The 18,593-nt window shown below is 56.5% G+C and carries 16 protein-coding genes; 2 read left to right on the forward strand and 14 right to left on the reverse strand.

Annotation, left to right across the window (positions count from 1 at the left end; all coding sequences use genetic code 11):
• The gene (locus tag EDB95_RS03290) at window positions 1–720 is read left to right on the forward strand and encodes a YqjF family protein (RefSeq protein WP_133990545.1); all 720 of its coding nucleotides are present in this window, start codon (window positions 1–3) and stop codon (window positions 718–720) included.
• On the opposite strand, the gene EDB95_RS03295 is transcribed toward EDB95_RS03290, so the two are convergent.
• Window positions 717–2,078 (reverse strand): GH1 family beta-glucosidase, encoded by a 1,362-nt coding sequence (locus EDB95_RS03295; RefSeq protein WP_133990547.1) that lies wholly within the window; start codon window positions 2,076–2,078, stop codon window positions 717–719. The two genes, EDB95_RS03290 and EDB95_RS03295, sit on opposite strands and share 4 nt — an antisense overlap.
• A gap of 86 nt (window positions 2,079–2,164) precedes the next feature.
• Here EDB95_RS03295 and EDB95_RS03300 point away from each other — a divergent pair, with 86 nt between their 5' ends.
• Window positions 2,165–2,647 carry a hypothetical protein gene (locus tag EDB95_RS03300; protein ID WP_133990549.1) on the forward strand — a complete coding sequence of 161 codons (483 nt, stop codon included), beginning with the start codon at window positions 2,165–2,167 and terminating at the stop codon, window positions 2,645–2,647.
• Between the two features lie 16 nt (window positions 2,648–2,663).
• Here the strand turns inward: EDB95_RS03300 and EDB95_RS03305 are convergent, their stop codons facing one another.
• From EDB95_RS03305 to EDB95_RS03365, 13 genes are all read right to left on the reverse strand, one after another.
• Complete coding sequence (locus EDB95_RS03305; protein WP_162852470.1) at window positions 2,664–3,464, reverse strand: anti-sigma factor; 801 nt, start codon at window positions 3,462–3,464, stop codon at window positions 2,664–2,666.
• An 8-nt stretch (window positions 3,465–3,472) separates the two neighbouring features.
• The gene (locus EDB95_RS03310) at window positions 3,473–3,988 is read right to left on the reverse strand and encodes an RNA polymerase sigma factor (RefSeq protein WP_133990553.1); all 516 of its coding nucleotides are present in this window, start codon (window positions 3,986–3,988) and stop codon (window positions 3,473–3,475) included.
• A gap of 429 nt (window positions 3,989–4,417) precedes the next feature.
• Window positions 4,418–5,764 carry an argininosuccinate lyase gene (argH, locus tag EDB95_RS03315; protein WP_133990555.1) on the reverse strand — a complete coding sequence of 449 codons (1,347 nt, stop codon included), beginning with the start codon at window positions 5,762–5,764 and terminating at the stop codon, window positions 4,418–4,420.
• A gap of 2 nt (window positions 5,765–5,766) precedes the next feature.
• The gene (locus tag EDB95_RS03320) at window positions 5,767–6,834 is read right to left on the reverse strand and encodes a M20 family metallo-hydrolase (protein ID WP_133990557.1); all 1,068 of its coding nucleotides are present in this window, start codon (window positions 6,832–6,834) and stop codon (window positions 5,767–5,769) included.
• A gap of 42 nt (window positions 6,835–6,876) precedes the next feature.
• Window positions 6,877–7,668, reverse strand: coding sequence for an acetylglutamate kinase (argB, locus tag EDB95_RS03325; RefSeq protein WP_133990559.1), 792 nt, complete (start codon window positions 7,666–7,668; stop codon window positions 6,877–6,879).
• Window positions 7,665–8,618: an N-acetylornithine carbamoyltransferase gene (locus EDB95_RS03330; protein WP_133990561.1), complete on the reverse strand. Its 954-nt coding sequence runs from the start codon at window positions 8,616–8,618 to the stop codon at window positions 7,665–7,667. Before EDB95_RS03330 ends, argB begins: the two co-directional genes overlap by 4 nt.
• A 1-nt stretch (window position 8,619) precedes the next feature.
• Window positions 8,620–9,756 (reverse strand): aspartate aminotransferase family protein, encoded by a 1,137-nt coding sequence (locus tag EDB95_RS03335; RefSeq protein ID WP_133990563.1) that lies wholly within the window; start codon window positions 9,754–9,756, stop codon window positions 8,620–8,622.
• A 10-nt stretch (window positions 9,757–9,766) separates the two neighbouring features.
• Window positions 9,767–10,786, reverse strand: coding sequence for an N-acetyl-gamma-glutamyl-phosphate reductase (argC, locus tag EDB95_RS03340; protein ID WP_133990565.1), 1,020 nt, complete (start codon window positions 10,784–10,786; stop codon window positions 9,767–9,769).
• Window positions 10,779–12,038 carry an argininosuccinate synthase gene (locus EDB95_RS03345; RefSeq protein WP_133990567.1) on the reverse strand — a complete coding sequence of 420 codons (1,260 nt, stop codon included), beginning with the start codon at window positions 12,036–12,038 and terminating at the stop codon, window positions 10,779–10,781. The genes argC and EDB95_RS03345 overlap by 8 nt, the downstream gene beginning before the upstream one ends.
• 12 nt (window positions 12,039–12,050) lie before the next feature.
• On the reverse strand, window positions 12,051–12,911 hold the full coding sequence (locus tag EDB95_RS27650; protein WP_246073488.1) for a GNAT family N-acetyltransferase: 861 nt from the start codon (window positions 12,909–12,911) through the stop codon (window positions 12,051–12,053).
• Between the two features lie 613 nt (window positions 12,912–13,524).
• A complete protein-coding gene (locus tag EDB95_RS03355; RefSeq protein ID WP_133990569.1) occupies window positions 13,525–17,280 on the reverse strand; it encodes a DEAD/DEAH box helicase in 3,756 nt (1,251 codons plus the stop codon).
• A gap of 71 nt (window positions 17,281–17,351) precedes the next feature.
• Window positions 17,352–18,086 carry a 2-phosphosulfolactate phosphatase gene (locus tag EDB95_RS03360; RefSeq protein ID WP_133990571.1) on the reverse strand — a complete coding sequence of 245 codons (735 nt, stop codon included), beginning with the start codon at window positions 18,084–18,086 and terminating at the stop codon, window positions 17,352–17,354.
• A 1-nt stretch (window position 18,087) separates the two neighbouring features.
• Window positions 18,088–18,570 (reverse strand): SRPBCC family protein, encoded by a 483-nt coding sequence (locus tag EDB95_RS03365; RefSeq protein WP_133990573.1) that lies wholly within the window; start codon window positions 18,568–18,570, stop codon window positions 18,088–18,090.
• Window positions 18,571–18,593: the final 23 nt, after the last annotated feature.

Here is an 18,593-nt window from a genome sequence, read left to right on the forward strand (position 1 = left end):
ATGCCCTCTGCATTCCTCACCGCCGAGTGGAGGTGGCTGGCGATGGCCAACTACGCCGTAGACGCGGAACTTCTTACCCCATACCTGCCCGCGGCCACCGAGCTGGACGTATGGGAAGGGCGTTGCTACCTGAGCCTGGTGGGTTTTCTTTTCCGCAATACCCGGCTTAAGGGGTTCCGGATTCCTTTTCACAGCGACTTCGAGGAGGTCAACCTCCGGACGTATGTCCGCTACCGTGCCCCGGACGGATCGTGGAGAAGGGGCGTCGTTTTCCTGAGTGAAATCGTACCGCTGCCCACGCTGGCGTTTGTCGCCAACCAGGCCTACCAGGAGCACTACCGGAGCATGCCCATGCGCCATGACGTCCACCAGACCGACGAGGCCCTTACCGTACAATATGAATGGAAAAGCAATACCTGGAATTCCTTTTGCCTTGTGACCGACCTCGATAGCCGTGAACAGGACCCCTCCGGTCTGGACGCCTTTATCACCGAACATTATTTTGGCTATACCCGGATGGACGGCCGCCGGACCGGCGAATACCGGGTGGAACACCCCACCTGGAAGATTCATGCCGTCCAGGGTTTCGAAATTAAAGTAGACTTCTCGGACCTGTACGGTCCTTCTTTTGCTTTCCTCGAAGGCCGCACACCGGATTCTCTCCTCCTGGCGGAGGGCTCGGGCATCAGCGTCGGGCCGAAAAGAGTCATCAAGGCCTAAGCCGGTGTCAGGAAGTCCCGGAACCAATACCCGGAATCCTTGATGGTGCGCAGTTGGGTCTCATGATCCACGTAGACGAGGCCGAAACGGGCCTTATACCCCTCCGACCATTCGAAATTATCCGTCAGCGTCCACACGAAATAACCCGTGACATTGACGCCCTCCTGGCGTACCTTCTGGACCGCCCCCAGGTATTCCTTGAAAAAGGCAACCCTTGCCTCGTCCTTTACCCTGCCCCCCACGACCGTGTCCTTAAAGGCCGCCCCGTTTTCGGTGACCATGATTTCCTTTACCCCGCCGTATTTCCAGAAACGCCTCAGGATGGCGGCCAGACCGTCCCCATTGATCTCCCATCCCATCGCCGTCCGGGGGACCCTGCGGTAATACGGTTTAACCTCGGACGCCTGGACCAGGGGGATCAGGCGATTGAAGCGAACCACCACCGGGAAATAATTTTGCAACCCGATAAAGTCGAAGTGAAAGGGCATGCGCTCCGTATATTTCCAGGACTTGTTGTATAACTCCAGGCGTTCGATGAGCCGGAACGATTCCGAGGGATAGCCCTTTCCCAGGGCCGGTTCCACAAAAAGCCGGTTGAGCAGCACGTCCACCCGTCCCGCGGCCTGGACGTCTTCCTGCCGGTCCGAATAGGGGATCACTTCCGAACAGGAAAAGGTCGTTCCGATCCGTGCGCCCGGTACCAGGTCCCGGAGGATCCGTCCCCCATGAGACTGCGCCAGGACGGCGTTGTGTACCGCGGGGAAAAAGTTGTCCAGCCCCGAAAGACCCGGCGCATGCCGGCCCAGCATATAGCCCAGGGCGGTAAAAGCGGCCGGTTCGTTCAGCACGATCCAATTCTTCACCTTTGACCCAAACTCTTCGGCGCAAAGGGTCGTGAAGCGCTCAAACCACCGCATCATTTTAAAGCTCGTCCATCCCCCCTCCTTTTGCAAGGCCAGGGGAAGATCCCAATGGTAAATGGTCAGAAACGGCTCCAGTCCCAGCCGGAGACACTCGTCGATCACGTCGTGGTAATATCGAACCCCCTCTTTGTTGACCCGTCCGGTCCCGTCAGGAAGCACCCTTGACCACGAAACGGAAAACCGGAAGCTATTAAAGCCAAGGGCCTTTGTCAGGAGCAGGTCTTCCTTATAGCGATGGTAAAAGTCACAGGCGACAAAGGGTTTGGCACCCCCGCGGATGGTTCCTTTCCGGCGTGAATACGTGTCCCAGATGGAAAGCCCCCTTCCGCCCTCCGTATAAGCGCCTTCGTTCTGGGCGGCGGCGATGGCCACACCCCAGGCGAAATCATTTCCAAAAGCCTTTGCCGTCAAGGGCTTCAGCGAATCATTCCCCATGACAGCAAAACTGCGGAATGCACCCGATCCAAGCTGACGGTAGGTATTAAGAATTGGTTATTTTTGCCCAACAAATACTTCTATTCATGAAGACACTTCTTTTGGCGGCCGGCCTGCTCTTCGCTACCGGCGCGGCCCAGGCGCAGATTAGTTTTTCGGTCAATATCGGGATGCAACCATCCTGGGGACCGACAGGGTATGACCATGTCGAGTATTACTATCTACCCGACATCCAGTGCTATTACTACGTACCCTCCCACCAGTTCATCTACCTCAACGCAGATCGCCACTGGATGTTTTCCAATGAGCTGCCTCCCCGCTACCGCGGCTATGACCTTTTCCATAGCTACAAAGTGGTCATGAACGAGCCCCAACCCTACATGCACTTTGACGAGCACCGGCGGATGTACGACCAATACCGCGGCGATCCCCATGGACAGACCTTTATCCGCGACAACCACGAAGACCGTTACCAAAACCACTGGCATGACCAGCAGGAAGCCGACGAGGAATGGCGCCATGATGGGCACCATGACAACGGGCACCACTACGGTCAGGATAAACACTAAAATTCAGGAATGACGCCTACAGCTTGGCCATCATGCAAAGGTTGCTGAGCGTAGGCGTCTTACTTCCGCCCTTTGGCTCGACGGTCACGGCAAAGGCCTGGGCACCGGGCACGTCTTTCTGAAAGCCTACGCTCACGGTATTGTCCTTATAATCGAACACACCCGCGTCCACCGGCTGTCCGTTGTACAAGGCCCAAAGCTGGTATTGCTGATCCGGGCTCAGCGCCGGGAGGTGCGCGTCGGCCAGCATGAGTTTTTTGGTCGCGGGATTCCAGTAAAGAAGCATGTAGTTATCCTGGGCCGTGATCTTGCTGCCGGCCACCGCCGTCAGTTCCACACGCCTGGTCAGGATATTGCGCATGAGGGTGAACTGTTCCTGCATCTTGCCCACGTGATCCTCATATTGCGCCTTTTCCGCCGACATGCTTTGCTCGTCGGCGCGCAGGGCCGCCATTTCCCGGGAAAGATTGTTGTCCCGGAGCGCCAGCCACACCGACAAACCGGTGGTCAGGATAAGGCCGGCCACGGCGGCGGCAATGCCGAGACGGTTGATGCGCCGGATGGGTCCGGTTTGAGGTGGGTGAACGTGTATGCGGTCAAAAATGTATCCCAGCTGTGAATCCTTCTCGCGCTCCGTCATATTGAACTCCACCGGGCTCAGGAAGTCCAGCATAGCCCGCTCGATCTTTTCGATCTCGGTGGCGATCTCCGGATATTCCAGGGCGGAAGCGGCCACATCCCCCATCTCTCTTTCGGAGAGGGTACCGGCCACATACAGCTCCAGCTTTCCTGACGATATGAGTTCTTGTACGTTCATTTCATTGGTCATAAATACTGGTAACGCTTCCTCAGCTCGATGATCGCATTTCTCAACCGCGTCTTGACCGTGCCCACCGGCAGGTTCAAAATCTCTGCGGCTTCGGCGTGCGAATACCCCAGCATGTACACCACGTCTACCACCTCCCGGTGGTTGGGCTCCAGGTCCTCCAGCATCTTTCGGACACCGATGAGCTCGGGCGTGGGTTGCACACTTCTACTGTCTCCCGAATCCGGAGACGCGTCAAGAGATTGGTTTCTGCTATGATTTTTGAAGTCTTTCGACCTCGTCCGATCGATAGCAACGTTACGACAGATGTTCATCATCCAGGTAAACAGCGTCCCTTTCGTGGCGTCATAGCTATCTATGTTGTGCCAGATCTTCACCATGGCGTCCTGCAAAATGTCTTTTGCAAGCTCTGTATCGTCACGAACGATCTGTTTGATGATGGATATGAAAGCATTTGAATAATTCCTGTACAATGTGGCAAAAGCCTGTTCGTCCCTGGCCTTAAGCCGGGTCATTAACTCTTGCTGAAATGTTAACGCTTGTTCCAAACGTTTATTAGCGCGGAGTTTAGATTGCCGTTCAACAATATTATTTACGAAAATAGACTTCCGGTGGTTTCCGTCAAACTTATTTTACTGGTTTTGTCCCGGAAAAAGACCGTAAAAATCCGGTCTTTTCAAGCACTTAGACTACGGGAAACCCTCGATTATGCCCGGTTACCCACGTGTGCCCCAAAAATGTTTATAAAAAGATTTTTGGATACGATTTTTTTTCTATATTCACCTCGAAATCCGTTTTTACCCTTTCAAAATCCAATTAAAATGAAAACTAACGTCCCCGCCGCTAACGGCCAGACTTCGAGAATGCTCAAGATGGTGTGGAAGAAATTCCTTGAGCAATTTGAATCCCCTTCGACCCGCAACTACCGCCGGTTGAAGGAATTTCTAGGATGAACTTTCCCCCAACAAACTATTTTCAGCAGCGCCAACGCGCGCGAATGGGAAGCTGTGCATGACCTGTTCCATCATGGATCGAATGGCGTCATTGCACAGGTTCCCTATGCTGCCTTCGTGCGTATGCCGCACTTCTCCATCGAATCCAAAATGACCGGCCTCTATATCCCGGCCGACCTGGCGGTACGCGTCCCTGAAAGGAACCCCCTCTGACACCAGCCGGTTTACCACCTCCACGCTAAACAGGTACTTGTATTTCTCGTCCTTCAGGATATCCTTTTTGATCGAAACATTCCTCAACATCAGTTGCGCCATCCGCAGGCATTCCGTCAGCGTCCGGAAAGCAGGGAACAGGTGCTCCTTCAGGAGTTGCAGGTCCCGGTGATACCCCGAAGGCAGGTTCGTCGTCATCATCATCACTTCCCCCGGCAGCGCCTTGATGCGGTTACAATGCGAGCGGATCAGTTCGAAAACGTCCGGGTTTTTCTTGTGCGGCATAATGCTCGACCCCGTCGTCAGTTCGGCAGGAAAACTAATAAAATCGAAATTCTGGTTCAGGTACAGACAAGCGTCCATGGACAACCGCCCGAGTGTTTCCGCGACCCCGGCCAGGGCCATGGCCACGATGCGTTCCACTTTGCCCCGCCCCATCTGCGCGTAGACGACGTTGTAATTCAGGTCGTCAAAACCCAGCAGTTGGGTCGTCATCGTCCGATTGATGGGAAAGGACGAACCATACCCCGCCGCCGAACCCAGCGGGTTCTTGTTCACCACGGTATACGCCGCCCGGAGCTGTACGGCGTCATCCACCAGGCTCTCCGCATAGGCGCCAAACCACAGCCCGAATGACGAGGGCATCGCGAGCTGGAGGTGTGTATATCCAGGAAAAAGATATTCTTTATACGCCTCGCTTTTCTCCTGGAGCAGGTCGAAGAATTCCCGGACCTCTGCCATCAGTTTTGTCAGTTCCGCTCTCAGGAAAAGCTTTACATCCACCAGCACCTGGTCGTTACGGCTCCGTGCGCTATGGATCTTTTTCCCCGCGTCCCCGAGCATCCGGGTCAACATCAGCTCCACCTGGGAATGAATGTCTTCCACCCCCTCCTCCAGGACAAACCCGGGTTCACTCACCAACGCGAAGATCTCACGGAGTTTTTGCACCAGCACGCCCACCTCTTTGTCTTCCAGGAGCCCCACGCTGCCCAGCATCGTGACATGCGCGATCGAACCCAAGACGTCAAACGGCGCCAGCAGGAGGTCCAGCTCCCGGTCTTTGCCTACTGTAAAGGTTTCCACCTCTTTGAGGGAAACTTTATCTTTTTGCCAAAGTTTTTCCATAATCAATGTTTTTGCACCACGCGCTCCAGCATGGCGATATACCCCTCCAATCCCTCCTTTATCTCTGCGAGGTGAATGTATTCATCCGCCGTATGGCTTCGCGCACTGTCCCCCGGTCCGCACTTCAACGCCGGAAACGGCATCAGCGCCTTGTCGGAGCTGGTTGGCGACCCGTAAGGCGAGCGTCCCAGCGCCAGCCCCGCCAGCACGAGCGGGTGGCGGTCGTCGATCCGCGTCGCCCGCATCCGCATCGACCGGGGCACCACTTCCGAGGCGACGTGTGCCCGGATAATGTCCAGCACTTCCTCGTGCGTATAGGCATCCGTCACCCGGACGTCCACGGTAAACCGGCAAACGGCGGGCACGACATTGTGGGCTTTGTTTTCCGTTTCGATGACGGTAACGCTCATCTTTACGGGGCCCAGCCAGGCCGACTCTTTTTCAAACCGGTACTTCCGGAACCATTGGATGTCGTCGAGTGCCTTGTACAACGCGTTTTCCCCCTCTTCCCGGGCCGCGTGACCCGCCCTTCCGTGGGCCACCCCGTCGAGTACCATCAACCCCTTTTCCGCTACCGCCAGGTTCATTTTCGTAGGCTCCCCCACGATTCCCGCTTCGATCGGCGGCAGCATCGGCAGCAAAGCCTCCACCCCGTTACGTCCCGAAATCTCTTCTTCCGCAGTAATCGCTACCGCGAGGTTATGCTTCAGGCCGCCGCGCTCGTAAAAGTGCAAAAAGGCGCCTACCAGAGACACCAGGCAGCCCCCCGCATCGTTGCTCCCCAGACCGTACAGGCGCCCGTCCTCTACGGCGGGGTCAAACGGGTCCCGGGTATATTGCGGATTGGGTTTGACCGTATCGTGGTGCGAATTCAACAGGAGCGTAGGCCTGGCCGGATCGAAGTGCCGGTTGACGGCCCATACGTTGTTCAGGTAACGGTTCACCGGGACACCCTTTGAACGCAGAAAATTTTCCAGTATGGTCGCCGTCCCGTCCTCTTCCCTGCTAAGCGAAGGCGTCCGGATCAGGGACTTCAATAACTCCACGCAATCTTCGTATAAGTGCGGCATTAGCTCATCTTTTGTGTTGCGGCGACGCGCCGCCGCCGGCGCCTAAGATACGATCAATGTCCCGGAAACCGCGCCCGTCACATTGACGCGCAAATCGGCCGCGTCCCCGATCAAAACCTCCTTTACGCCCGCGTCGATGGCGGCAAAGGCGTTGTCGATCTTTGGGATGATTCCGTCCGCGAGCTTTCCTTCCGCCAGGAGGCGTGCATGATTTTCCCGGTTGATCAGTGGGATCACCGAGTCTTCGTTTTGCAGGTCTTCGAGGACCCCTTTTTTCTCAAAACAATAGATCAGGCGCACCGCATAAGATCCCGACAGGGCCACGGCCAGGGCGGAGGCGATGGTATCCGCGTTGGTATTGAGCATGTGCCCCTTCCCGTCATGGGTCAGTGGGGCCATGACCGGGACCAGCCCGGCGTCCAGCAAGGCTCCCAGGGCGCCCGTATTGACCTTCCCGGGGTCAATGTCCCCTACCCAGCCATAGTCGATCGTCTTCACCGGTCGTTTGTCCGCGGGGATACACCCGGCGTCCGCGCCCGTCAGTCCGATGGCGTTGCAGCCTTTGGCCTGCAGGGCCGCCACGACCTGTTTGTTGACCAGCCCACCATAGACCATGGTCACCAGGTCGATGGTGGCGTCGTCGGTGATCCGCCGGCCCTGTACATATTGAGAAACGATCCCCAGTTGCTCCCCGAGACGGGTGGCGATCTTTCCGCCCCCGTGGACCAGGATCCTGGGGCCGGGGATACCGGCAAAGTCTTCCAGGAACGCGTCCAGGGCCTGCGGATGGTCGATCACATTACCGCCGATCTTTATGACAAAGAGTTGTGTCATGCGCCTTTTAAGATTTCCGCCAGGACCGCCTGCGCCGCCCAAACCCTGTTCCCCGCCTCGCGGGTGACCAGGCTCGCCGGGCTGTCCAGGATTTCGTCGCTCAGCTCGACGTTGCGGCGTACGGGCAGACAGTGCATCACCCGCGCCTTGTTGGTCAATTGCAGCTTTTCCTCGGTCAGCATCCAGTCCGGGTCGTTGCTATAGATTTTGCCGTAGTCGTTGAAGGTGCTCCAGTTCTTTACATACACAAAGTCCGCGTCTTTCAGCGCCTCGTCCTGGTCGTGCGTGATCCGGGCGCCCTTGGTGAATTCTTCAGACAACTCGTAGTCCTCCGGGTGGGTGATGACAAAGTCGGCTTCTCCCCAGGCATTCACCCACTGCGCAAAAGAATTGGCGACACACTGGGGCAATGGTTTGACGTGGGGCGCCCAGGTCAGGACGATCTTTGGTTTCCGCGCCGCGGTATACGCTTCCCTGATGGTGATCAGGTCCGTCAGGCTTTGGAGGGGGTGGAGCGTTGCGCTCTCCAGGCTCACCACCGGAACCCCGGCGTGCTTGACGAACTGCTTGATATATAGTTCACTATAATCGTCTTCCCGGTTCTTTAGGCTAGGAAAAGTACGGATGCACAACACGTCGAAGTATTGCCCCAATACCGGGGCTGCGTCTTTGACGTGTTCCACCGTGCTGCCGCTCATGATGGCTCCTTCCTCGAATTCCAGGGCCCATCCCTCCTTATCCACGTTAAAAACGATCGCCTCCATCCCCAGGTTACGCGCCGCCACCTGTGTGCTCAGACGGGTCCTGAGGCTGGGATTCAGAAAAAGCAGCCCGATCCGCTTCCCCGCGCCTAAGGTGTTGTCCTTGAGGGGGTTCGCCTTGTACGCCAGCGCGCTGTCGATAAGCCGGTTGATATCCGGCACGTCGTGCACAGACAAGAAGTTTTGCATCTTATGAATTTTTGAATTCTGTGTGCAGCGCCTCCAGGAACCGGTCCGCGTCCGCCTGCTCCAGGTTGAGCGCGGGCAGCAGCCGGATCACATTCGGCTTTGATTCCCCTGTAAAGATCCGGTGTTTGGCCAGCAGGTTTTTCTTCAGGTCCTTCCATTCATCGCCGAGGTCAAGCCCGATCATCAACCCTTCCCCTCTGACCTCTTTGATCTGTTTGAACTTCCGGAGCTCTTCCATCCAATACGCCCCCAGCTTTGCCGCGTGCGCGATCAGCCCGTCTTTCGCGATAACTTCCAGCACCGCCAGCGCGGCTGCACACGCCAGATGATTCCCCCCGAAGGTGGTCCCCAGCATCCCGTATTTCGGGTGCAGCTTTGGCGCGATGGAGATCCCCGCCACCGGGAAACCGTTCCCCATCCCTTTGGCCATCGAATAGATGTCCGCGCTTACCCCGCTGTGGTCGTGGGAATAGAACTTCCCGCTCCTGCCATACCCACACTGCACCGAGTCCGCGATAAATATGGCGTCGTACTGGTCACAAAGCCGGCGGATGGCCTGGAGAAAAGCGGTGCTGGCCACGTTGATGCCCCCCACCCCTTGTATGCCTTCGATGATCACCGAAGACACCTGGCTCCCTTCCTTTGCAAAAAAGGTCTCCAGCGTCTCCACGTCGTTAAACGGGAGAAAAACGATGTCCGCCGTTGCATTGACAGGCGCCACGATCGAAGGGTTATCCGTGGCCGCTACCGCCAGGGACGTCCGCCCGTGGAACGACTTGCGGAAAGCCACGATTTTTTTGCGGCCGTTATAAAACGACGCCAGTTTCAGCGCGTTCTCATTCGCCTCCGCCCCGCTGTTGCAAAGGAAAAGCTGGTAGTCTTCCCTACCCGATACTTCGCCCAGCAACCGAGCCAGCTCCACCTGGCCGGGGATACGGACCGAGTTGGAATAAAACCCGACCTTGCCGAGCTGGCTGGTCAGGCGTTGTATATAGTGCGGATGGGTATGCCCGATCGAAATGACCGCGTGACCCCCGTACAGGTCCAGGTATTCTTGTCCTTTGTCGTCATAGACCCGGGAACCCCGGGCTTCGGTGATGGTTATGTCGTTGAGTGGATATACGTCGAAAAGTTGCATGTCGGGTTTTTTAAAAACTTCCGGCCTTCAGGTCAAGCCCCGCTTTCTCCTCCAGACCGAACATCAGGTTCATATTCTGTACCGCCTGCCCGCTGGCCCCCTTGAGCAGGTTATCGATGGCCGAGTGCACCACCAGCTTGTCGCCCGCCTGTTCCAGCTGGATCAGACACTTGTTGGTCTGGATCACCTGCTTCAGGTCGATCGGCTCGGAGCTGACGTGGGTAAAGGGGTGGCCTTCGTAATATCGTCGGTACGCCTCCTGTATGTCCTTTAATGGCGCGGCGCAGGTGACCGTGCTGCTGACAAAGATGCCCCGGGTGAAATTCCCCCTCCAGGGTACAAAGTGTACCGGCGGCTCTACCAGGGGATTCAACGCCTTAAGGGTTTGGCGGACTTCCCGCAGGTGTTGGTGCGTCAGCGTTTTGTAGGCCGACACGTTGTCCGCCCTCCAGCTAAACTGGGTCGTCGCCTGGAGCGACTGGCCCGCACCCGTCGAGCCCGTGATACCGGTCGTATAGGCCTCTTCCAGCCAGCCTTCCTTTGCCAGGGGCAGAAGACCCAGTTGTATGGCCGTCGCGAAACAACCCGGGTTGGCCACGTGCGCGGCTTTTTTGATCGCCTCCCGCTGGTATTCCGGCAGGCCGTAAACGATCGGCTTACCGCCGATGAGGGCCCGCACCCCTTTTTCATCCAGCCGGTAATCCTGGCTCAGGTCGATGATCCGGACCTGCGGCGCAGGCGGCGTCGCTTCCATGAATTTCTTCGATTCCCCGTGTCCCATACACAGGAACAAAACATCCACCTCCGTTGGGAGGACGTCCGTAAACACGAGGTCGGTATCCCCGAGCAGGTCCGTATGGACCTTGTACAGGGGTTGGCCTGCGTTGCTGCGGCTATGGATGGCCGTCAGGGTGACGTGGGGGTGCCTCAGTAAAATACGGATCAGTTCGCCACCGGTATAGCCGGCGCCGCCGACGATGCCCACCCGGATGGGGGCGGCGCCCCCCCGGGCCTGCGCCCCGCTAGACATGACCGCCGGATTTTGCGGCAGCCGCGTCCTGGCCGCCCGTTGCGGGGCCACCCGTTGCGGGCGCCGCCACTTCGTTGACAAGGCTCCAGATCACCGTCTGGTTGCCGAATATTTTTGAAAACCCACGGACGTCCTCGCCGGTCCACCCGTTGTTCATCTCCCCGTATTTCCCAAAGCGGCTGTTCATCAGGTCATGGACCGATTCGATCCCCGTGACCTGGAAGTGATAGGGCTTGAGCTGTACGTAGACGTCCCCGCTGACTTTGTCCTGGGCGCTGGTAAAGAAGGCCTCTATGTCCCGCATGACCGGGTCCAGGATCTGGCCTTCGTGGAGCCAGTTCCCATAAAACAACGCCAGCTGGTCCTTCCAGTTCAGTTGCCACTTGGTCAAAACGTGTTTTTCCAGGGCGTGGTGGGCTTTCAGGATGACCACCGGTGCCGCCGCCTCAAAACCGACGCGGCCCTTGATCCCGATGATCGTGTCCCCGACGTGTATGTCACGGCCGATCCCATAAGGTCCGGCCAGGGTTTGCAGGTATTGGATGGCTTCGGTCGGGTGGGCAAACGTCTTGTCGTTGATCCCCGTCAGCTCCCCCTTGACAAAGGTGAGCTTAACCTCTTCTTCCCCGGTTTTGGTCACCTGGGTAGGCCACGCGGCCTCCGGAAGAAAACCCCTGGAGTTCAGCGTTTCCTTGCCGCCAACGCTCGTCCCCCAAAGACCTTTGTTGATGGAGTATTTCGCCTTTTCCGCGTTCATCTCCACCCCTTTCGTCTTCAGGTATTCGATCTCTTCCTCCCGGCTCAGCCGCAGGTCGCGGATGGGGGTGATGATTTCCACCCCGGGGATCATGATGTGAAAAATCATGTCGAACCGGACCTGGTCGTTGCCTGCCCCGGTGCTTCCGTGAGCCACTGCCACGGCGCCTATCTTTTTGACATGCTCCGCGATGGCGATCGCCTGGCTCAGGCGCTCCGCGCTCACGCTCAGGGGATAGGTATTGTTCTTCAGCACATTTCCGTACACCAGGTAGCGGATGATGCGGTCATAATATCCCTTTACCGCGTCAACGGTCGTATGGCTTTTTACCCCCAGGCGGTAGGCGTGGGCCTCGATCTGTTTCAGTTCTTCGGCGGAAAAACCGCCGGTGTTCACGGTCACCGAGTGAACCTCGTATCCCCGTTCATCGCTCAGGTATTTTACGCAATACGTCGTATCCAGCCCACCGCTGAAACCCAGGACAATCTTTTGCATGTCGAAAGTCAATTAAAAAAAGAAATGAAAGAATTTTTTTACACCCGTGGCACCCTGTTCCTCCTTTTTGGCCGGCTCGTCTTTCTGGCCGTGGAGAAGGGCGTACTTCTTGAAGCGCAACCAGCGCTCATAGAGCTTCAGGTGGTCGCGGATCTCGTGCATGCGGCGGCGACGGCCGAAGTGCGGGTCGTGGGGTTCCGGACCGCCGACGTGCTTGTGATGGCTCGCGGCCTCTTCGGGTGTCGGAGCGGCCATGCCGGCGGCGGCAGGGTTGCCAGCGGCGGCGGGAGTTGCGTCGGCCCCCGAAGCGCCGTCGGCCGCTTTTTCCTTATCCCAGGCCGGGTCATACAACATCCCCGTGCACAAGCAGTTCTTTCTGTTCTTGCTCATCAGGATGTCATAATTCACACAGCTCTGGCAACCTTTCCAAAACTCGTTGTCGTCTGTCAGCTCCGAATACGTCACCGGTTTGTACCCCAGCTCCGAATTGATCTTCATCACTGCCAGACCCGTCGTCAGGCCGAAGATCTTGGCGTCGGGATATTTTTCACGCGACAACTCGAATACCTTTTGCTTGATGCGGGTAGCCACGCCCGAACCCCGGAACGCCGGGCTGACCACCAGACCGGAATTGGCCACAAACTGGCCGTGGCTCCAGGCTTCGATATAGCAAAATCCCACCCAATCACCGGACGGAGTCAGCGCGATCACCGCCTTTCCCTCGTCCATCTTTGTGCGGATATACTCCGGAGAACGCTTGGCAATCCCCGTACCCCGTGCCGCTGCCGAGGCCGCCATCTCTTCGGTGATGGTCTCCGCATAATGACCGTCGCCACTATGCGCTATACGAACAATAATTTCGTGATTTTCCAATTCCAGTTCTGAATTAAAAGATCCAATAAAATCGGTGGTAAAGAATGGGGACCAGCCGCCTCGGGCTGATCACACCGGTGACAGGGAAACCTCCCTATCAGATACGAGGTCGTCGGACCAGGTACGAGAAGTTACACACACCCAAATAGAAAACCGTTCCCATCAACGAGGGATGGTAGGCCTGGTTATGTATATGTGCCTGGTAGTGTTCCAACCTTTAGGGGGTTTTGCAGGGCGAAGTTAGCCCATTTTTAAAAAAATGTGGACAAAAATTTTCCGGGGGCCCTTACTTAACAATTCCATGACTTTCCCCGTCCCGGCCTCTGGCTCTCGGCCTCCCCGCGTCCTACCCCCCAGGCGCAACCGCGTTTCCCGCGAAGTGGGGTGTCTATTTTAACTTCTTTTCCGTGGGGTTACGGCCTGCAATGCAATTCCGGTTTTAACCCCACGGAAAAGAAGTTAAAATAGACACCCCACTTCGCTGAGACACGCCCCGGCCCGATGACCTAAGGGTGGGAGACACGCACCGGTCCGATGGTGCAAGGGTGGGCCACAGGGACCGGGTTGATGATGTAGGGTGGGCCACAGGGACCGATTGAAGAGACTACAAAACCTACGAGAACAGGTACTCCACATCCGCACGGGAGAGCGACTTGACAAAGCCCTGGTCATCGGAGATGAGGTCCTTGGCGAGGAGCCGCTTGCGCTCCTGGAGCTGGAGGATCTTGTCTTCGATCGAGTCTTTGCAGATCATGCGGTAGGCGAAGATTGCCTTTGTCTGGCCGATGCGGTGGGTGCGGTCGATGGCTTGTTGTTCGACGGCGGGGTTCCACCAGGGGTCGACGATGTAGACGTAGTCCGCGGCGGTGAGGTTGAGACCCACGCCACCGGCTTTGAGCGAGATCAGGAAGACGCGGCAGGTGTCGTCGTTCTGAAAGCGCTGGATGGCCTTTTCGCGGTCGGGGGCGCTGGTGCTGCCGTCGAAGTACTCGAACGGGATCTCCAGTTCCCTGAGCTTTTCCTTGATGAGGGCGAGCATCCCCAGGAACTGGGAGAATATCAGGGCCTTGTGGTTGGAGATGTTTTCGCTGATTTCCCGGGCCAGCTCTTCCAGCTTGGCGGAGACGTTGGGGTACTTTTCCGGTTCGTTCAGGATGGCCGGGGAGTCGCAGATCTGGCGGAGCTTCATCAGACCCTGGAGGATGGTCAGCTGGGACTTGTCGATCCCCTGGGCGTCGATGGAGCCGAGGATCTTGGCGCGGTAGTCGTTGCGGTACGCCTCGTAAATGTGCCGCTGTTCGTCCAGCATCTCGCAGAACAGGATGGACTCTGTCTTTTCGGGGAGGTCCTTGGCGACCTGTTCTTTGGTCCGGCGGAGCAGGAAGGGATAGAGCAGCCTGCGGAGGTGGTCTTTTTGTTCCTGTTCCCCAAATTTGTCGATGGGCGTGGCGAATTCGTTGCGGAAGAACTCCACGCTCCCGAGCATGCCGGGATTTAGGAAGTTCATCTGGGCGTATATGTCGAACGTGTTGTTCTGCAAGGGGGTACCACTCAGGCAAAGCCGGTTTCGGGCCGAGAGCAGACAGGCCGCCTTGGCGACCTTGGAGTGCGGGTTTTTGATGGCCTGGGATTCATCCAGGACGGCATAGTCGAACCCAACCCCGATCAGCCATTTGATGTCGCTTCGCAGGGTCCCGTAGGTGGTGATGATGATGTTGTATTGTTCGAAGACCGAAGAGTCCTTGGCCCGGGCACCGCCGTGGTGGACCAGGTACGTCAGCTCCGGGGTGAATTTCCGGATTTCATTTTCCCAGTTGTACATCAGGGTCGTCGGACAAACCACGACGGCCCTCAGCCGGCCACGGGTGGCGTGGAAGTGGGACAGGTAGGACAACGCCTGGACAGTTTTACCAAGACCCATATCGTCCGCCAGGATACCGCCCCAGCCGACCTCCTGGAGGTAATTGAGCCATTGGAAACCGGACACCTGGTAGGGCCGCAGGATACCCGCCAGGGTTTCCGGTGCGGGGATCTCCTCGATCCGGCGGAAAGCCCGGAGTCGCTCATATTTTTCCTCCAACTGTATGACCAGTTCCGTTTCGTCCCGGTTTTCGTAGAGCTCGTCGATGACGCTGAAATGGAATTTGGAGAGGCGAAGCCGTTCGTTCCGGTTTTCCCCGACCTTGAAAAGAAGGCTGTATTTCTTGAGCCATTCCTCCGGCAGGATACCCAGGGTACCGTCGGGAAGCTGGACAAAGGATTGTTTGCTGGCCAGGGCCTGCTTGACCGCGGCGATACCGATGTGCTGGTCCCCGAACTGGATGTCCACGCGGGCGTCAAACCAGTCGACCCCGCTGGAGATGTGGATGTGCGTGGACGGACGGGCCGTATTGAACCGGAAATTCCTCAGGACCTCGAAACCCGTGACCGGGATCTTCATATCCTTCATCGCATCAATAAAAAGGAAAAACCAGTTGTTTTTCAGCACCTCGCTCCCTTTCAACACCAGGTGGCTCGAACCGTCCGGGCGGATAAAGCCGGAGTGCAGACCCGACAATCGTTGTATAAACGCGTTTTCCGCTTCCAGGTCCCGGTGGACGACCAGGATCTGGTCTCCCTGGGCGGTGGTGATGGTACCCTTATCACCAGATTTGGTTTCAAAACCTTTGTAAGAAAATATGGGATTGAAAACGAGGTAGTCTCCCTTTTCCTGGAGCTGGACCCTGATGTCCGGTACAACGTCCTTGATTTCCTTGACCAGGCCCGGTGCAAACGTCACCTTGTATTGCCGGGTCAGGGGCAGGATGTATTGCTGCAGGAGCGACGGCCACTGTTCATTGGGGATGACCTTGGTCCCGTGCTCCATATAAAATTCTCCTAAGAGGATGTCATCCTGGCGTTCCCAGTTGTAAAAGACCCCATCATGAAGAAAAAGGGTGGCGTTTTTCCATTCATTTTCCCCCACTTCGAGCTGTTCATCCTCCACCCGTACGTGGCAACGGACTTTCCAGCCATCGTCCCCGTGCCCGATCCCAAAGGAGGGCACCAGGCTTTCCGGCGAAAACCGCACCGGCCGGAGGTTTTCCGTTTTAAACGCCTTTTTCTCAGGCAGGTAGAACACAAACGGGCTGTTCGTCTGGTCCTGGGCCAGTTTCTTCAGTTTGGGGAAAAGATAGTCCAACATCAAGACCTTTGTCTCCTCCGGCAGGGTATCCCCCTCCGTATGGACGATATTTTCCCAGATGCCGCTAAAGGGTGAATTCCGGTTGAGAAACTTGTTCAGCTCCGACGGCAGGAAACGCCTCAGCAGCTGGATCAGCAATTTGTCTTCCTCCGTGAACGCCTCGGTATTGACAAACTTGCCCAGGTCGATCTTTTCTACCTTATCTACAAACTTCTCCCCGGCTTCGTCGGCTTCCCCCCGGACGACGTCAATCGAAAAACCCGGATAGGACGACGCATTGGCGTTGACGACAATTCCCAGGCGCTGACCCGCGACGTCTTCAACGACTTCGGCGGCCACTTCTTCCGGTACCGTTTCCACCAGTTTTACCGGTTTGACGGGCGCTATGGCCACGTTAATCTTTTTAATGGTGGGGTCGAGCACCCTCAGGAAAGGTTTGCCGTCGTTATACGTGAACTCGAACTTGCCCTTCAGGTCGTCGCTCAGGCTGTATCCGTAGGCCTGGAGGAGCTTGTTTTTCTCCTTGTCCCAGTTCCGGATGGTATCGAAATAGTGGGGACCAAAAGCATTTAGCAACTGGAGCAGCAAAGCGGTCTTGTGTTTGCACAAGGAGTGGGTCTGCTCGTCACAGGTGCAGGAGGTATCGAAATTCCGTTCTTCGTTCTTTTGGATGACCAGGGGATATACCTCGCCCTCGTCTTCCAGGCGGGCTTCCACCCTTTCATCCTTCGCGGAAATGATGTTCGCCAGGTTGTGCCTCATGATCTCCTCGGCCTGGTTAAACAGGGCGGGCGACGTCAGCAAACGGATGGTCTTGAGGTCTATGAACTTCATTTTCACCATCGTATGCCGCTGATTGTAGATGACCTCCTGGTCCCCCAGGAGGTTCTTATCCAACATTTCCTGCAGCTGGAAAAGGGCGGCGGATTCGTGGCGGCAGATGTCCCCCAGGTTATAGGGGCAGCCACAACGGAGGTTCATGGTCTTCGCATCCCGGTATTTTTGAACGTACACCTTGTAAAAGGTACTGTACGCGTCATCCTTCACACGGAATACGACGGATCCGGAGAGTTCATCGTGTTCGACCAGCTCGACAAAACCAATGGCGTGGATCTTTTTCCCCCGGCGAATTACTTCATCCGTCCCATTGGTATACACATATTTAGTCAGATAAGGGAGGGCCATTCAGAAAAGGGCAATTCACAAAAGTAAAGCAAAATACCCGAAACGGCCTTCAAAAATCCGAAGATACCACTTCACGAAATTGTTAAATCACTCGTCAACTTGCCTTCATTATAAACGGGCAGCACGCCTGCAACGTTGGGTGTCAGGCAGTAACGAATGTCCTCTTCCAGGCCATACCCGCTCAGGCGGTGATAGTGGGAAGCGTTTTGTTTGCGCATGAATCCAAACAGGTCCTTTTTGGCGTCCTGATAAAGGGTATGCGCTATTTTGGAGGAATCGCAATTGATCTCGAAAGCGGACTCCAGCCGGTGGATGATGGCCCCGGCGCAAAGGGTGTCCTCTATATTGACCCGGTCCTTCCAGGCGGAACAACCCAGCACCACGGACTGTTGTTGTTTGGAGAGGTAGGCACAGACCGCGTCCAGGTTGGAAAAAGCGCCGGTGATCACCCGCTGGGCCCCCTTTTCAAGCGCCATGTGAAGGAGTTTGGTGCCATTGGTCGTCGTCAGGACCAGGGTTTTGCCTTCGATAAATTCCCGTGGATACTCAAAGGGCGAGTTGCCGTGTTCGAGCCCCTCCGCGATCTTTCCATCCCTTTCTCCTGCCGTGATCCCCTCGATCTGCCGGCCGATCTCTATACACTTGGCGACGCTGTCCACCGGTATGACGCACCGGGCCCCATTATAAAGGGCGGTGGCGATGGTGGACGTCGCCCGAAGCACGTCGATGATGACGACAATACTGGAACTCACATCATACAAAGGCAAAAGAGCAGGGGAAAGCGAGGTATGCAAACTGGGTTTCATGTCATTTTTTCTCCGGAAGAATCACCTTCCATTTTTCGCCTTCCGCGTACTGTTTGATCAGCCGGTTCTTGGCTTCCAGGTATTTTTTTAAAAAGGACCGGATCAGCAACCCGTCCGCCCACTTGCCCGCCGCGCCATAAGCGGGCTCGTATTCCAGCAGGTCGATGAGCAGGGTCCCGTTCTCGATCGGTTTGAAATGGTGTTCGTGCCTCAGGTTGCGGAACGAACCCCGGACCAAGGTACTGACAAACATCTTTGGATCCTCCATCACGTCAATCTTTGTCACCAGCTCCCGTTGCCGGCCGAGGTAGCTCAGCCGGAAGCTGATTTTATCCCCAACGTTCATCAGGCCCTCTCCCCGGCTTTCCAGGGTGCCCTTTTTGTAGGACCGCAGTACAGCCTTGTGTAAACTGGTGCTCCGGGAAAGATTGAAGATCCTCTCCACCGGTGCGTGGATACATGAGGTCACATGGATGGTCGACATGAGGTATTGGTTTGGGCGCTTAT

It is taken from the genome of Dinghuibacter silviterrae, assembly GCF_004366355.1.
In the GTDB taxonomy this organism is placed as follows: Bacteria; Bacteroidota; Bacteroidia; order Chitinophagales; family Chitinophagaceae; genus Dinghuibacter; species Dinghuibacter silviterrae.

Coding starts and splice junctions, on each gene's coding strand:
- EDB95_RS03310 (WP_133990553.1), bottom strand. CDS start 3,988: ATGACCCGGCTTAAGGCCAGGGACGAACAGGCTTTTGCCACATTGTAC.
- EDB95_RS03355 (WP_133990569.1), bottom strand. CDS start 17,280: ATGGCCCTCCCTTATCTGACTAAATATGTGTATACCAATGGGACGGAT.
- EDB95_RS03345 (WP_133990567.1), bottom strand. CDS start 12,038: ATGCAAAAGATTGTCCTGGGTTTCAGCGGTGGGCTGGATACGACGTAT.
- EDB95_RS03335 (WP_133990563.1), bottom strand. CDS start 9,756: ATGCAACTTTTCGACGTATATCCACTCAACGACATAACCATCACCGAA.
- EDB95_RS03305 (WP_162852470.1), bottom strand. CDS start 3,464: ATGAACGTACAAGAACTCATATCGTCAGGAAAGCTGGAGCTGTATGTG.
- EDB95_RS03295 (WP_133990547.1), bottom strand. CDS start 2,078: ATGGGGAATGATTCGCTGAAGCCCTTGACGGCAAAGGCTTTTGGAAAT.
- EDB95_RS03290 (WP_133990545.1), top strand. CDS start 1: ATGCCCTCTGCATTCCTCACCGCCGAGTGGAGGTGGCTGGCGATGGCC.
- EDB95_RS03320 (WP_133990557.1), bottom strand. CDS start 6,834: ATGCCGCACTTATACGAAGATTGCGTGGAGTTATTGAAGTCCCTGATC.
- EDB95_RS03330 (WP_133990561.1), bottom strand. CDS start 8,618: ATGCAAAACTTCTTGTCTGTGCACGACGTGCCGGATATCAACCGGCTT.
- EDB95_RS03300 (WP_133990549.1), top strand. CDS start 2,165: ATGAAGACACTTCTTTTGGCGGCCGGCCTGCTCTTCGCTACCGGCGCG.
- argC (WP_133990565.1), bottom strand. CDS start 10,786: ATGTCTAGCGGGGCGCAGGCCCGGGGGGGCGCCGCCCCCATCCGGGTG.
- EDB95_RS03360 (WP_133990571.1), bottom strand. CDS start 18,086: ATGAAACCCAGTTTGCATACCTCGCTTTCCCCTGCTCTTTTGCCTTTG.
- argB (WP_133990559.1), bottom strand. CDS start 7,668: ATGACACAACTCTTTGTCATAAAGATCGGCGGTAATGTGATCGACCAT.
- EDB95_RS03365 (WP_133990573.1), bottom strand. CDS start 18,570: ATGTCGACCATCCATGTGACCTCATGTATCCACGCACCGGTGGAGAGG.
- argH (WP_133990555.1), bottom strand. CDS start 5,764: ATGGAAAAACTTTGGCAAAAAGATAAAGTTTCCCTCAAAGAGGTGGAA.